Below are 13554 nucleotides of genomic sequence, written 5' to 3'. Positions count from 1 at the left end.
CACCCGTCCGCCCCACCCTTCGCCGGACCGGCACACACCTCCGAGTGCCCTAAAGCGTACAGTTCAACCGCGGGCAGAACCCATCTACCCAGCACATGTTCGCCCGGAACCGGCAACTCCGCGCCGAAACCGCACCACACACGGACGGCGATTCGCAGCACCCCCCGGCCACCCGCTATCATTTCCCCCCGACAAGCCGAGTTGGCGGAACAGGCAGACGCGACGGTCTCAAAAACCGTTGTCCTCACGGACGTGTGGGTTCGAGTCCCACACTCGGCACCAAACAGACGGAGATTCCGTGATCATCCCCACTTCCCGGCGCACACCGTTGCCGCCGCGGTGCGCGGCAGGTGTGCTTGCATGGAGCGCGGTCGGGCTGCGGTGGAGGAATGGAGAGTGGTGTGCGGTACGGGTGGCGCGGAGTCGCGGTCGCCGCGGCCGTGGTGCCGGCCCTCGGACTGTGCGGATGTTCCGGGGCGTCCGGCGGAATCGATTCGGCGCCAACGACTTCCGCGGCCGCGTCGGCCGGCGAGCGGTTCGCCGGGCTGGAGAGCCGGCGCGGGGTCCGGCTCGGGGTGTTCGCGGTGAACGGGCGCGGCGACCGGGTCGGGTATCGGCAGGACGAGCGGTTCGCGTTCGCCTCCTCGTTCAAGGCGCTGGCGTGCGGGGCGCTGTTGCGTGAACATCCGCTCGACACCGGCTATTTCGATCGGGTCGTGCGCTACGCGGGCGAGGAGCTGGTGGCCAATTCGCCGGTCACGAGGGACCACGTCAACAGCGGCATGACCGTGGACGAGCTGTGCCTGGCCGCGATCACCCGCAGCGACAACACGGCGGGTAACCAGCTGCTGAAACTGCTGGGCGGACCGCCGGCCCTGACGGAGTTCCTGCGCTCGATCGGCGACGAGAAGACCCGGTCGGACCGCTGGGAGATCGAACTCAACACCGCCGTCCCCGGCGACGACCGCGACACCACCACACCGGCCGCGCTCGCGGCGGACTACCGCGCCCTCACTGTCGGGAACATCCTGGGCCCGGCCGAGCGCGACCGCCTGAACTCCTGGCTGGTGATGAATACCACCGGCGGACAACGGATCCGGGCCGGTGTGCCGGCGGACTGGCGGGTCGGCGACAAGACCGGGACCGGCGAGTACGGCTCGGCCGTCGACGTCGCCGTCGCCTGGACCGGGCGAGGGGAGCCCGTGGTGATCGCGCTGCTGAGCACCAAGCCCGATCGGCACGCCGAGGCCGATGACGAACTGCTCGCCGAGGCCACCCGGATCGTGGTCGACGCCCTGGGCTGAGCGCCTGCCGCATCGCCCCGGCCGCACGGCCGCATCGCCCCGGCCGCACGGCCGCATCGAACCGGCACGCGTCCCGCACCGTAGTTCTCACGGGGCGACGAGCACACGACCCCGAGAGCGAGTGGAGGTCGCGAATGCGGGTGAATCGGCTGACGACGGACCTGTCCGGATATCCGGATCTGGTCGTCATCTACCTGGGCATGCGCGTACGACGACCGCGGGGAGTCATCCGCCTGCTGGGGCTCGGCCCGAAACTGTATCGCTCGCACCGGGATCGGCCGGACGGGCTGCTGCTGCACGAGGACATCATCTGGTCGCTGTTCCCGCCGCACTGGGGCGCCCGGCAGTACTGGCGCGATCTCGACAGCCTGGAGCGCTGGACCCGCTCCGATCCGCACCGGGAGTGGTGGCAGCGGTTCCTGCGGGATTCGGGCGGCACGGGATTCTGGCACGAGGCCTACTTCCTGCGCGGCGGCATCGACACCATGTACGACGATATGACCACGCCGACCGGCCTGGCCCGGGTCGCACCCACCGTCGCGATGCGCGGCCGGCTGTTCTCCGCGCGCGGCCGGGTGGAACACGACGCGCCGCGGGTCGCTCCCGTCGTCCGGGAGAACGCCTACTACTCGGACGATGCGGACCGACCCTCGAGGATCGGGGCCCCACCCGGCAACCACCGCGAACGACCCGCAACGCCCGGATGAACTTCTGATCAAATCGGCGGTTTTCGGACGTTACGTACTATTGGTTTCGTTTCGGGCGCTCTACCGTACCTGACATGCATGTTCTGTTCGTCTGCAACGGCAACGTGTGCCGTTCGGTGATCGCCGAGCGGCTCACTCGCGCCGTCGCCGCCGAACACGGGCTCGCCGATCTGACCGCCGAGAGCGCCGGAACCCGCGCGCTGGTGGGCTTCGGCGTGGATCCGCTTGCCGCCGAGACGATCAGCGGGCTCGGCGCCGACCCGCGCGATTTCAAGGCCCGTAAACTGAAATCCGCCATGGTGGACCGCGCCGATGTGGTGCTGGCGATGACCGAACAGATCCGCGACGAGATCGCCGCGTTCGTACCCGCGGCCGCCGCACGGGTGTTCACCCTGCTCGAGGCGCACCGCATCGCCAAGGTCAGCGGCGCGCGCACCGTCGCCGCCCTCGACCGGGCCCGGCACGATCTCGCGCTGGTCGGGCGGGAGAACATCGCCGACCCGGTGGGATTGTCTCCGCAGAAGTACTGCGAGACCGGCGACCACATCGCCGAGACGCTCGTGCCGCTGCTGCTGGCACTGCACGTGCACCGCGGCGGCGGCACCGACGAGCGCGGGCGGCCCCGGCTGGTGCTGTTACCCGGCGGGCGCGGCGAACCGCCGCCGCCGCATATCGACCTCGCGCGAATCGACCGGCACGCCTGAGCATCCGACACACGCCCGGACACGCACGGTCCTCCCCATTCTCGGCGTTCAGGCACTACACTCCCCGCCGAACGCACCTGCCGCCGAAGGTTCGACACAGAACAGGAATCAGACATGCCGAAACGCATTTCGGATGTTTCGCTCCATGTTTATGTGACACCCGAGACCCTCGATCGCGTCGTGGAAACGGTCCGCCGCGTGGTCGACGACCATGTGGCCGACCGCGACGTGTTCGCCTGGCGCTTCACCCTCCCCGTCGACTCCGATCAGCCCGCCCACACCCTGCTCGAAACCCAGTGGCGGCTCGACCATCCCGGCGCCGACCCGGGCGAGCGCGGCACCTACGAAATCGCGCTCAGCCTGGTCGGCGACGAGAAGCTGCTCACCGAGGCCAGCCTGACCGCGCTGGAACAGCAACTGGTACTGAGCATTTCGAACGAGGACGCGGTCCCCTACTCGATCCACGCGCTACAGCGCGAAAGCTTCGATCTGGAAGAGAATCGCGAACTGATCTGAGCGCCAACCGAAGCCGGCTCGCGACACCGACCTGAGCCGCCTCGCGGCGGCAGCGGAAGCAGGCTCGCGCCCGTGCGGGGCGCGAGCCCTCAGCGGCGCGGCGGGAAGTGCCGGATGATGCCCTCCTGCACCACCGTCGCCAGCAATTCCCCGGCGCGCGAATAGAAGTGGCCGGTGGCCAGGCCGCGCGAACCCGCCGCCACCGGTGACTGCGTGGCGTACAGCGCCCACTCGTCGAAGCGGAACGGGCGGTGGAACCAGATCGAATGGTTCACCGTCGCCGCGATGATGCGGTCGAAACCCCACGACAACCCGTGCGTCGTGATGATCGAGTCGAGCACCGTGGTGTCCGACGAATACCCCAGCGTCGCAACGTGAATCAGCGGATCGTCGGGCAGCGTGCCGTCGGCCCGCATCCAGACCCGGTTGTAGTCGAGGGTGCCGCCGGTCTCCTTCAGGATCCACGCCGGATCGTTGGTGTAGCGCATGTCGATCGGATGCGGCGCCTGCACGAACATCTGCAGGCGGTCCTCCAGGCCGGCGAACGACTCCTCCACCCGCGGCAGGCCGTCGGGATCGGGGACCTGCGGCTGCGGGGCGGCGTGCTCGAGGCCCTTGGCCCAGTCCTGGAACGCCGCCAGCATCACGAACAGTTCCTGGTCGCCCTGGTAGGCGGTGACCGTTCGGTTCGCGAACGCGCGGCCGTCGCGGTGCCGCTCCACCCGGTACTCGATCGGCTTCTTCACATCACCGCCGCGCACGAAGTGCGCGTTCACCGCGTGCACCGGGCGCTTCGGTCCGACCGTGCGGCCGGCCGCCACGATGGCCTGCGCCACCAGCTGGCCGCCGAAGGTCCGGCTCCACACCTTCTCCGGATGCTGCCCGACGAAGGTGTCCTCGCCGGTCTGCTCCAGATCCAGCAGGCCGAGCAGCACCTGCAGATCGCCCCCGGCACCGTCGCGACGGCCCGAGCCGCCCCCGCCGGTCTCGACCGATTCGCCCAGCGACGCACTCACTTCAGTGATCCTCCTCGCCGATGCGGTGCACGTGGATCAGGTTGGTGGAACCGATGGTGCCCGGCGGCGAGCCGGCCACGATCACCACCAGATCGCCCTTCGTGTACCGGTTCAGCGACAGCAGTTCCTTGTCGACCTGGCCGATCATCTCGTCGGTGGTTCCCACCGGCGGCACGATGAACGTCTCCACGCCCCAGGTCATCGCGAGCTGGCTGCGCACCTCCGGAAGCGGGGTGAACGCCAGCAGCGGGAGCGGGGTGTGCAGGCGGGCCAGCCGGCGCACCGTGTCGCCGGATTGGGTGAACGCCACCAGCGCCTTGGCGTTCAGCCGCTCGCCGATGTCGCGGGCGGCGTAGGAGATGACGCCGCGCTTGGTCCGCGGCACATGCGTCAGCGGCGGCACCTTCGCGGACGATTCGGACTCCACCGCGTGCACGATGCGCGCCATGGTGCGCACCGTCTCGATCGGGTACTGGCCGACCGACGTCTCACCGGACAGCATCACGGCATCGGCGCCGTCGAGCACGGCGTTGGCGACGTCGGAGGCCTCGGCGCGGGTGGGCCGGGAGTTGCCGATCATCGACTCGAGCATCTGCGTGGCCACGATGACGGGTTTGGCGTTCTCCCTGGCCATTTGGATGGCGCGCTTCTGCACCAGCGGCACCTGCTCGAGCGGCAGCTCCACGCCCAGGTCGCCGCGGGCGACCATGATCGCGTCGAAGGCCAGCACGATCGCCTCGAGGTTGTCGATGGCCTCGGGCTTCTCCAGCTTGCCGAGTACCGGCACGCGGCGGCCGACGCGGTCCATGATGTCGTGCACCAGCTCCACATCGGACGGGGAGCGCACGAACGACAGCGCGATGAAGTCGACGCCGAGCTTCAGCGCGAATTCCAGGTCCTCGATGTCCTTTTCGGACAGGGCGGGCACCGACACGTCCATGCCGGGCAGCGATACGCCCTTGTTGTTGGAGACCGGGCCGCCCTCGGTGACCCGGCAGACCACATCGTTGCCGTCGACGCGGACGACGGTCAGGCCGACCTTGCCGTCGTCGACCAGCAGGCGGTCGCCGGCCTTGGCGTCCTCGGACAGCTGCTTGTAGGTGGTGGAGACGCGGTCGTGGGTGCCCTCCACGTCGTCGACCGTGATGCGCACCTCCTCCCCCGTCGCCCAGGTGGTCTTGCCGTCGGCGAATCTACCGAGCCGGATCTTCGGCCCCTGGAGATCGGCGAGAATGCCTACGGCGCGGCTCATTTGATCGGCCGCCTTGCGCACCTTCGCATAGTTGTCGGCATGGTCGGCGTGCTCACCATGGCTGAAGTTCAACCGGGCCACGTCCATGCCGCTTTCGACAAGTTCGCGAATCCGGTCCTCGGAGGCGGTAGCCGGCCCGAGGGTGCAAACAATTTTTGTTCGTCGCATCACGAGTCGAGCGTAGTCCTGCCACTCGGTGCCCGCTGCACGGGCATACCTCTCGCTATCAATACCCCGGAACACGGCCCGGATCCTCTCGGGGGGTGCCCGTCCGGCCGGGCCACGAGCGTGGTTCGAGCAAATCCGAGGCTCGCCCGGAGCGCTGACACCAGACCGCCGCAACCCCCGGACGGGCGGCACAACCGCCCGCCGGCGCGAACCTCGACAGGCGACCGCAATCATTCAGCAAACTAACGGTTCAGGGGCCGACAGCCCGGCACCCCGCGGTCGGCGAAGCGGCCGGAGGCGCCGGGGCCGACACCGGATGCTTCGTTCGGTCCCCCCGGTCAGTTCTCCTGCAACGGGCGGCCGTACTGGTCGCGCACCTTGCCGGTCAGGATCATGATCGAGTCGATCAGCGGCCAGATGCCGCCGATGCCACAGGTCAGCCAGGTGACGGCGATCTGGCCGACGGCCATGCCCGGATACCCCAGGTAGAAGCGGCCGACGCCGAAGGATCCGAGGAACAGCTGCAGCAGCCCCGCCACCAGCTTCGACTTGTCGGAGTACGGCTCGCCGTACATGTTGCGTCCGAACGGCGCGTCCGGATCCATGCCGCCCGGCTGGCCGTATGGTGCGGGCGGATACCCGCCCGGCTGGCCGTACTGCGGCTGACCGTACGGGTTGGGCTGACCGTACGGAGCCGCGGGCTGCCCCGGCTGGACCGGCTGCCCCGGTTGCCCCATGCCCGGACCGGTGCCCGGAGCGCCGTACTGCGGCCCGTATCCCGGCTGCTGCTGGTAGGGGTCAGTCACTCAGTTCCTCCTAGATTTCCCGGGCCTACTTCGACGGCCCGGCCTCCCGTCCCGCCGCACGACCGCGACGGTTGAAATCAATTCTTGCCCGACTCGGCCGAATTCGTCGCGCCGGAAGTCCCGTGGTCGCCGGCACTCACGGAGTTATCGTCCGCGGCGCCGGATTCGTTGACATCCTCGGCGGGCGTCTCCGACGCCGGGGAACCGTCCTCGCCGGATTCGCCGGCACTCGTCGAATCCGGTTCCGCGGCAGCACCTTCCGCGGCAACACCTTCCACGGCAGCACCTTCCGCACCGGCGCGACGCAGCGCGCCGAACTGCCACGGCCACGGCCGGTCCGCGCCCGGCCGCAGCTGCGCGGCGGTCTCGCGGCCCTTCGTGGCAAGCAGGAAGTACGCGATGGCGCACAGGAATACGACCGCCGAGGTGAACGAGTTGATCCGGATCCCGAGAATGTGCGTGGCCTCGTCGTCGCGCAGCAGCTCCACCCAGAACCGGCCGAAGCAGTAGAGGGCCACATACAGCGCGAACAACCGGCCGTGGCCGATCCGGAAGCGCTTGTCCACCCAGAACAGCACCAGCACGCCCAGCAGGTTCCACACCAGTTCGTAGAGGAACGTGGGCTGCACGACCTTCTCCACGACACCGGTGGACACGCCGTTCATCATGTCCAGCTGGCCGTCGGAATCGAAGCGCAGGTAGATCTCCAGCCCCCACGGCAGATCGGTGGTGCGGCCGTAGAGCTCCTGGTTGAAGTAGTTGCCGAGGCGGCCGATCGCCTGCGCCAGCAGGATCGCCGGGGCGATGGCATCGCCCAAGGCGGGCAACGGAATTCGATACACCCGGCAGCCGATCCAGGCCCCGACGCCGCCGAGGAACACCGCGCCCCAGATGCCGAGGCCGCCCTCCCAGATGCGCAGCGCGTTCATCGGATGGCCGTCGTCGCCGAAGTACTTCTGCCAGTCGGTCGCCACGTGGTACAGCCGCCCGCCGATCAGCCCGAACGGCACCGCGAACATGGCCACGTCCAGCACCGCACCCGGCTCCCCGCCGCGCTCACGCCACCGCCGCTCCCCCCACCAGATCGCCGCGACGATGCCGACGATGATGCACAGCGCATAGGCCCGCAGCGGCACGCCCCCGATGAACCACACCCCGCGCGGCGGACTCGGAATCGCCGCGAGCACCGCACCGTGCGCCACCACACTGTCTGCCAGGACTGGAAAAGTCACGCGCCCACCGTAACGGACCAACCGCCGGCCGTAGTCGCCACGGTCGGCGACCTACGAGGCGACGGGGGCCGAGCGGACGCCCTCGGCGAGTTCGGCGGTGAGGGCGCGGACGCTGTCCAGGCTGTCGCCGGCCGCGGACACCAGGGCGGAGCCGACGATCACGGCGTCGGCGTAGGCGGCGATCTCGGCGGCCTGGGCGCCGCTGCGGACGCCGAGGCCGACGCCGATCGGGATGTCGGAGTGGGCACGGATGCGCCCGCACAGTTCCGGCGCCGCCGAGGACACCGCGTCCCGCGCGCCGGTCACGCCCATCGTGGAGGCCGCGTATACGAAACCGCGGGTCGCCTCGATCGTCTTGACCAGCCGCTCCTCGGTCGAGGACGGCGCCACCAGGAAGATGCGGTCCAGATCGTGCGCCTCGGAGGCGGCGAACCATTCGCCGGCCTCCTCCGGGATCAGGTTCGGGGTGATCATCCCGAGCCCGCCCGCGGCCGCGAGATCGCGGGCGAAGCGGTCCACGCCGTAGCGCAGCACCGGATTCCAGTAGGTCATCACCACGGCCCGGCCGCCGGCATCGCTGATCGCCCGCACCACCGCGAACACGTCGCGCACCCGCACACCGCCGCGCAGCGCGGCGTCGGCGGCGGCCTGGATGGTGGGGCCGTCCATCACCGGATCGGAGTAGGCGATGCCGACTTCGATGACGTCGCAACCGGATTCGACCATCGCGGTGCAGGCGGCGATGGAGCCGGCCAGATCCGGATAGCCCGCGGGCAGGTACCCGATCAGGGCGGCGCGATTCTCCGCGCGGCAGGCGGCGAAGGTACCGCCCAGACGGCTCGCATCGCTCACTGGCGCTCCTCCGGCTCCTCGTACAGCTTGCCCCCGCGGCCGGACACGGCGTTCATCGCGCGTCCTCGTCGTACAGGCCGAACCACTGGGCGGCCGTATCCATGTCTTTGTCACCGCGGCCGGACAGGTTCACCAGAATGATTGCGCCCTCGCCCAATTCGCGGCCCAGCCGCAGCGCGCCCGCCACCGCGTGCGCCGACTCGACGGCCGGGATGATGCCCTCGGCGCGCGACAGCAGCAGCAGTGCGTCCATCGCCTCGGCGTCGGTGACCGGCCGGTACTCCGCCCGCCCGATGTCCTTCAGATGGGCGTGTTCGGGACCCACGCCCGGATAGTCCAGGCCCGCGGACACCGAATGCGATTCGATGGTCTGGCCGTCCTCGTCCTGCAGCAGATACGAGTAGGCGCCCTGGAACGCGCCCGGGCTGCCACCGGTGAACGTCGCGGCGTGCCTGCCGGTGTCGACGCCGTCGCCGGCCGCCTCGTAGCCGATCAGCCGCACCCCCTCGTCCTCGAGGAAGGCGTGGAAGATGCCGATCGCATTGGATCCGCCCCCGACACAGGCGGTGACGGCGTCGGGCAGCCGGCCCGTGCGGGCCAGCACCTGCGCCCGGGCCTCCAGCCCGATCACGCGCTGGAAATCGCGCACCATCACCGGGAACGGATGCGGGCCCGCGGCGGTGCCGAAGCAGTAGTAGGTGTCGTCGGCGTGGGCGACCCAGTCCCGCAGCGCCTCGTTGATGGCGTCCTTGAGCGTCTGCGAACCGGTGGTCACGCTCACCACCTCGGCGCCGAGCAGCCGCATCCGGGCCACGTTCAGGGCCTGCCGGGCGGTGTCGACGGCGCCCATATAGATGATGCACTCCTGCCCGAGCAGCGCGCAGGCCGTCGCGGTGGCGACGCCGTGCTGACCGGCGCCGGTCTCGGCGATCACCCGGTTCTTCCCCATCCGCTGGGCGAGCAGGGCCTGGCCGAGCACATTGTTGATCTTGTGAGAACCGGTGTGGTTCAGGTCTTCCCGCTTCAGCATGATCCGGGCGCCGCCGGCGTGCTCCGCCAGCCGGGTGCACTCGAAGACCGGCGACGGGCGGCCCGCGTAGTCGCGCTGTAACCGGTCCAGCTCGCCGAGGAAGTCCGGATCCACCCGGCACTTGTCGTATTCGGCGGTGACCTCCTCGATCACCGCCATCAGCGCCTCCGGCACGTGCCGGCCGCCGTACACACCGAAGTGGCCGCCGCCGTCCGGTTCGTGGCTGCGCTGGGCGATGCCCGCGCTGGCCTGCGGCAGCACCGGTTCCCCGGTACTGGGCTGCCGCGGCTGGGTCATCGTGCCGCTCCCCGCCGCAGCGGGCGCGGGCAGGACGGATGGGTGCCGGCGGTCGCGAGCTCGGAGACCGCGGCCCGCGGATCGCCGCTGGTCACCAGGCTCTCGCCGACCAGTACGGCGTCCGCGCCCACACCGGCGTAGGCCAGCAGGTCGGCGGCGCCGGAGATCCCCGACTCGGCGACCCGGATGACCTCGGTCGGCAGGCCGGGCGCGATCCGCGCGAAGACGTCGGTATCCACCTCGAGCGTCTTGAGGTTGCGGGCGTTGATCCCGATGACCGAGGCGCCGGCCTCCAGCGCCCGGTCGGCCTCCTCCTCGGTGTGCACCTCGACCAGGGCCGTCATGCCCAGCGATTCGGTGCGGTCGATCAGCGAGGACAGCACGTCCTGTTCCAGCGCGGCCACGATCAGCAGGATCGCGTCCGCGCCGTGCGCGCGGCCCTCGTGAATCTGATAGGGGCCGACGACGAAGTCCTTGCGCAGGATCGGCAGGTCCACCACCGCGCGCACCGCGTCCAGGTCGTCGATCGAGCCGTGGAAGCGGCGGCCCTCGGTCAGCACGCTGATGATGCGCGCGCCGCCGTCCTCGTAGGCCTTCGCCAGGCTGGCCGGATCGGTGATGTCGGCCAGCTCGCCGCGGGAGGGGCTGGCCCGCTTGACCTCGGCGATCACGCCGACACCGTCGAGGTGCAGCGCGGCCAGCGCGTCGCGCGGCGACGGCGCCGCGGCGGCGGCCTTCTTGACGGCCTGGAAATCCAGGAGGGCTTCCCGAGCGGCCACATCCGCGCGGACCCCGTCGAGAATCGAGTCGAGTACCGTCATCTGGCTCGAATCCTTTCTGGGGAGACGGACTTGCTACCTGAGAATCCCCCCAGGCGCTGTCTCACCGATGCTGATAAAGAGTAAATGGCTATGCTCCTGGCAGTGACGGCGGGGTGTTTCGCATCGCATCCGTCCGGAAGGGGATAATGCTCACCTTCTCCGCTCGTCGTCGGTGGGGTCGGAGCCCGCGTCGAGCGCGTCCCACAGCACCCGCTCGGACAGTTGCTCCGGCGCCGCGGACCCGGGCCGGGCCGGCTCGGAACCGGCGCCGGTGGCCCCCGATGGCGGCCGTGCCCGTTCCGCCTGCCGCGCCGCCACCTCGTCGGCGGCCGCCGCGCGGCGGAACACCGGATTATCGTATTTGCCCGACAGCCGTGCCGCCTCGGCGGGCATGCGGGCCAGCAGCACACCGGCCGCGAACGCCGCGAGCGCGCCGATCAGGCTCAGCACCGGCGGCAGCGCGGCCGTGGTGACCTGATCCACGTGCGCGCGGGCGGGCAGTTCGGCCAGTGTCGCCGCGCGCTCGGCGGTCCGGCCGTGGCCGGTCAACAGCGCGAAGCCCGGGACGGCGGCCACGGCGGCCAGCACCGCGACCACCACGCCGACCAGCCGGCGCAGCCAGCCGCGGGTGGCCAGCACCGCGGCGATCGCCGCCACCAGCACCAGCGCCAGCGGCGTCAGCGCCCCGAACCACACCCCGCCGTTGAGCGCGTGCGTGCGGGGCTGGGTGAGCCCGTCCGAGGTCGCCAGCGTCACCCAGGTCATCCGCGACGCACCCCACAGCGCGGCGGCGGCCAGCACGAGCAGCACCACGGGACCGACCGGATACCTGCGCGGGTTCGCGGTGGGCTCGGCACCCGCACCGGCCGTCGCGCCGCCGATGTCGGTCGTCCCAGTGCCCGATTCGGTTGCTCCGGTACCCGATTCGGCCGTCCCGGTGCGCGATTCGACCGTCCCAGTACCGGATTCAGTCGCCCCGGCACCCGGTTCGGCAGCCCCAGTGCCGGATTCGGCCGTCCCGGTGCGCGATTCAACCGTCTCGGTACCGGATTCGGTCGCCCCGGCACCCGGTTCGGTAGCCCCAGTGCCGGATTCGGCCGTCCCGGTGCCGGAACGCGGTGAATCGGGTTGGGGTGGTTCGGTTTCCTGGGAACTCATCGATTCTCACCGTCGGGCCGGTCGGGGGTGAACGCGCGCACGGTCCGCGCCGCGGCGACGGCCTTGAGCACGGCCATCGCCTTGTTGCGGGCCTCCAGGTCCTCGTACTCGGCATCGGAGTCGGCGACGATGCCGGCGCCGGCCTGCACGTAGGCGGTGCCGTCCTTGAGCAGTGCGGTGCGGATGGCGATCGCTGTATCGGCGTCGCCGGCGAAATCGAGATAGCCGACCACCCCGGCGTAGACGCCCCGGCGGGTCGGTTCCAGCTCCTCGATCAGCTCCATCGCGCGGACCTTCGGTGCGCCGGACAGGGTGCCCGCCGGGAAGCACGCCCGGACCGCGTCGAGGGCGATCTTTCCCGGCGCCAGCCGGCCCGTCACGGTCGACACCAGGTGCATGACGTGGCTGTAGCGCTCGATGTGCCGGTACTCGGTGACCCGCACCGAGCCCGGGACGCACACCCGGCCCAGATCGTTGCGCCCGAGATCGACGAGCATCAGGTGCTCGGCGTTCTCCTTCTCGTCGGCCAGCAGCCCCTTCTCCAGCAGCACATCGTCCTCGTCGGAGGTGCCGCGCGGCCGCGTTCCGGCGATCGGGTGCGTGGTCGCCACTCCGTCCTGCACCGTCACCAGCGCCTCCGGGCTGGAACCGACGACCGAGAAGGCGGTCTCGCCGGAGCCGTCCGGGATGTGCATCAGATACATGTACGGGCTCGGATTCGACGCGCGCAACATCCGGTACAGATCCAGCGGGCTGCCGTCGTAGTCCATCTCGAACCGCTGCGACAGCACCACCTGGAACGCCTCGCCGGCCTCGATCTCCTTCACCAGCCGGCGCACGCCCGCGCCGAACTCCTCGGTGGTGCGCCGGCGGCGGTAGTCCGGTTCGGGGCGGTCGAACACCGACACCGTGGAGTCGGCGGGTGCGGCCAGGGCGGCGGTCATCCGGTCCAGCCGGGCCACCGCGTCGTCGTAGGCCTCGTCGACCCGCTCGTCGGTGCCGTTCCAGTTGACGGCGTTGGCGATCAGCGTGATCGCGCCCTCGTGATGGTCGAACGCGGCCAGGTCGGTGGCCAGCAGCAGCACCATCTCCGGCAGGTGCAGATCGTCGACGGTCAGCTCCGGCAGCCGCTCCATCCGCCGCACGCTGTCGTAGCCGAGATAGCCGACCAGGCCGCCGGTCAGCGGGGGCAGGCCGGGCAGCCGCTCGGTGCGCAGCAGTTGCAGGGTGTCGCGCAGCGCGTCCAGCGGGTCACCGCCGGACGGCGCGCCGACCGGGGTGGCGCCCAGCCACGCGGCCTCGCCGTCGACCACGCTCAGCGCCGCGGGACTGCCGGCGCCGATGAACGACCAGCGCGACCACGATCGGCCGTTCTCCGCCGACTCGAGCAGGAACGTCCCCGCCCGGTCCGCGCCGAGCTTGCGGTAGGCCGACAACGGAGTCTCCGAGTCGGCCAAAACCTTTCGGGTCACCGGCACCACCCGGTGCTCGGCGGCGAGGGTGCGGAACCGCTCGCGTGTGGTCGTGGTCCCCGGGCCGTCGGTTGCTGCGCCGTGCATCCGTCCATCATTCCAGGCTGGGACGATCACGATCCGGACACCCCGCCCGGCCGAGCCGCGATCCGCACCGAATACCCGGCACAGAGATCACCGGCCGGACCGCCGGCCGGGGCCGCCGCGGCCTCGCGGGTC

General features: G+C 70.5%; 13 protein-coding genes and 1 tRNA gene. 5 read left to right on the top strand and 9 right to left on the bottom strand.

The features are described 5' to 3' along the window. Nucleotides 1-195: 195 nt before the first annotated feature. From D892_RS0125090 to D892_RS0125070, 5 genes are all read left to right on the top strand, one after another. Nucleotides 196-282: transfer RNA gene (locus D892_RS0125090), tRNA-Leu, on the top strand. Nucleotides 283-389: 107 nt separating this feature from the next. Then, nucleotides 390-1304, top strand: coding sequence for a class A beta-lactamase (gene bla / locus D892_RS0125085; protein ID WP_024803873.1), 915 nt, complete (start codon nucleotides 390-392; stop codon nucleotides 1302-1304). Nucleotides 1305-1438: 134 nt separating this feature from the next. Next, nucleotides 1439-2011, top strand: a complete 573-nt coding sequence (locus tag D892_RS0125080) for a phenylacetaldoxime dehydratase family protein (RefSeq protein ID WP_024803872.1) — start codon at nucleotides 1439-1441, stop codon at nucleotides 2009-2011. A 74-nt stretch (nucleotides 2012-2085) separates the two neighbouring features. After that, the gene (locus D892_RS0125075; protein WP_024803871.1) at nucleotides 2086-2715 is read left to right on the top strand and encodes a protein-tyrosine-phosphatase; all 630 of its coding nucleotides are present in this window, start codon (nucleotides 2086-2088) and stop codon (nucleotides 2713-2715) included. A 153-nt stretch (nucleotides 2716-2868) separates the two neighbouring features. Further along, nucleotides 2869-3231, top strand: a complete 363-nt coding sequence (locus D892_RS0125070) for a hypothetical protein (protein ID WP_232236163.1) — start codon at nucleotides 2869-2871, stop codon at nucleotides 3229-3231. Nucleotides 3232-3320: 89 nt separating this feature from the next. Here the strand turns inward: D892_RS0125070 and D892_RS0125065 are convergent, their stop codons facing one another. From D892_RS0125065 to D892_RS0125025, 9 genes are all read right to left on the bottom strand, one after another. Continuing rightward, nucleotides 3321-4235, bottom strand: coding sequence for an acyl-CoA thioesterase II (locus tag D892_RS0125065; protein ID WP_051499878.1), 915 nt, complete (start codon nucleotides 4233-4235; stop codon nucleotides 3321-3323). Between the two features lie 13 nt (nucleotides 4236-4248). Beyond that, on the bottom strand, nucleotides 4249-5670 hold the full coding sequence (gene pyk / locus D892_RS0125060; protein WP_024803868.1) for a pyruvate kinase: 1422 nt from the start codon (nucleotides 5668-5670) through the stop codon (nucleotides 4249-4251). 335 nt (nucleotides 5671-6005) lie between these two features. Continuing rightward, a complete protein-coding gene (locus tag D892_RS0125055) occupies nucleotides 6006-6473 on the bottom strand; it encodes a TM2 domain-containing protein (RefSeq protein WP_024803867.1) in 468 nt (155 codons plus the stop codon). A 77-nt stretch (nucleotides 6474-6550) separates the two neighbouring features. Beyond that, a complete protein-coding gene (gene lgt / locus D892_RS0125050) occupies nucleotides 6551-7705 on the bottom strand; it encodes a prolipoprotein diacylglyceryl transferase (protein WP_232236162.1) in 1155 nt (384 codons plus the stop codon). 51 nt (nucleotides 7706-7756) lie between these two features. After that, nucleotides 7757-8557, bottom strand: a complete 801-nt coding sequence (gene trpA / locus D892_RS0125045) for a tryptophan synthase subunit alpha (RefSeq protein ID WP_024803865.1) — start codon at nucleotides 8555-8557, stop codon at nucleotides 7757-7759. A gap of 52 nt (nucleotides 8558-8609) precedes the next feature. Further along, nucleotides 8610-9884 (bottom strand): tryptophan synthase subunit beta, encoded by a 1275-nt coding sequence (trpB, locus tag D892_RS0125040; protein WP_024803864.1) that lies wholly within the window; start codon nucleotides 9882-9884, stop codon nucleotides 8610-8612. Continuing rightward, entirely contained in the window at nucleotides 9881-10705 is an 825-nt protein-coding gene (trpC, locus tag D892_RS0125035; protein ID WP_024803863.1) for an indole-3-glycerol phosphate synthase TrpC, read from the bottom strand. Before trpC ends, trpB begins: the two co-directional genes overlap by 4 nt. Before the next feature lie 150 nt (nucleotides 10706-10855). Next, nucleotides 10856-11518 carry a TIGR02234 family membrane protein gene (locus tag D892_RS42115; RefSeq protein WP_232236161.1) on the bottom strand — a complete coding sequence of 221 codons (663 nt, stop codon included), beginning with the start codon at nucleotides 11516-11518 and terminating at the stop codon, nucleotides 10856-10858. Between the two features lie 341 nt (nucleotides 11519-11859). Then, nucleotides 11860-13422 carry an anthranilate synthase component I gene (locus D892_RS0125025; protein WP_024803861.1) on the bottom strand — a complete coding sequence of 521 codons (1563 nt, stop codon included), beginning with the start codon at nucleotides 13420-13422 and terminating at the stop codon, nucleotides 11860-11862. Nucleotides 13423-13554: the final 132 nt, after the last annotated feature.

Origin of the sequence: Nocardia sp. BMG51109 (assembly GCF_000526215.1) — a bacterium.
In the GTDB taxonomy this organism is placed as follows: Bacteria; Actinomycetota; Actinomycetes; order Mycobacteriales; family Mycobacteriaceae; genus Nocardia.
The sequence above is the reverse complement of the archived record's forward strand: the minus strand, read 5'-3'. Positions and strand labels throughout refer to the sequence as shown.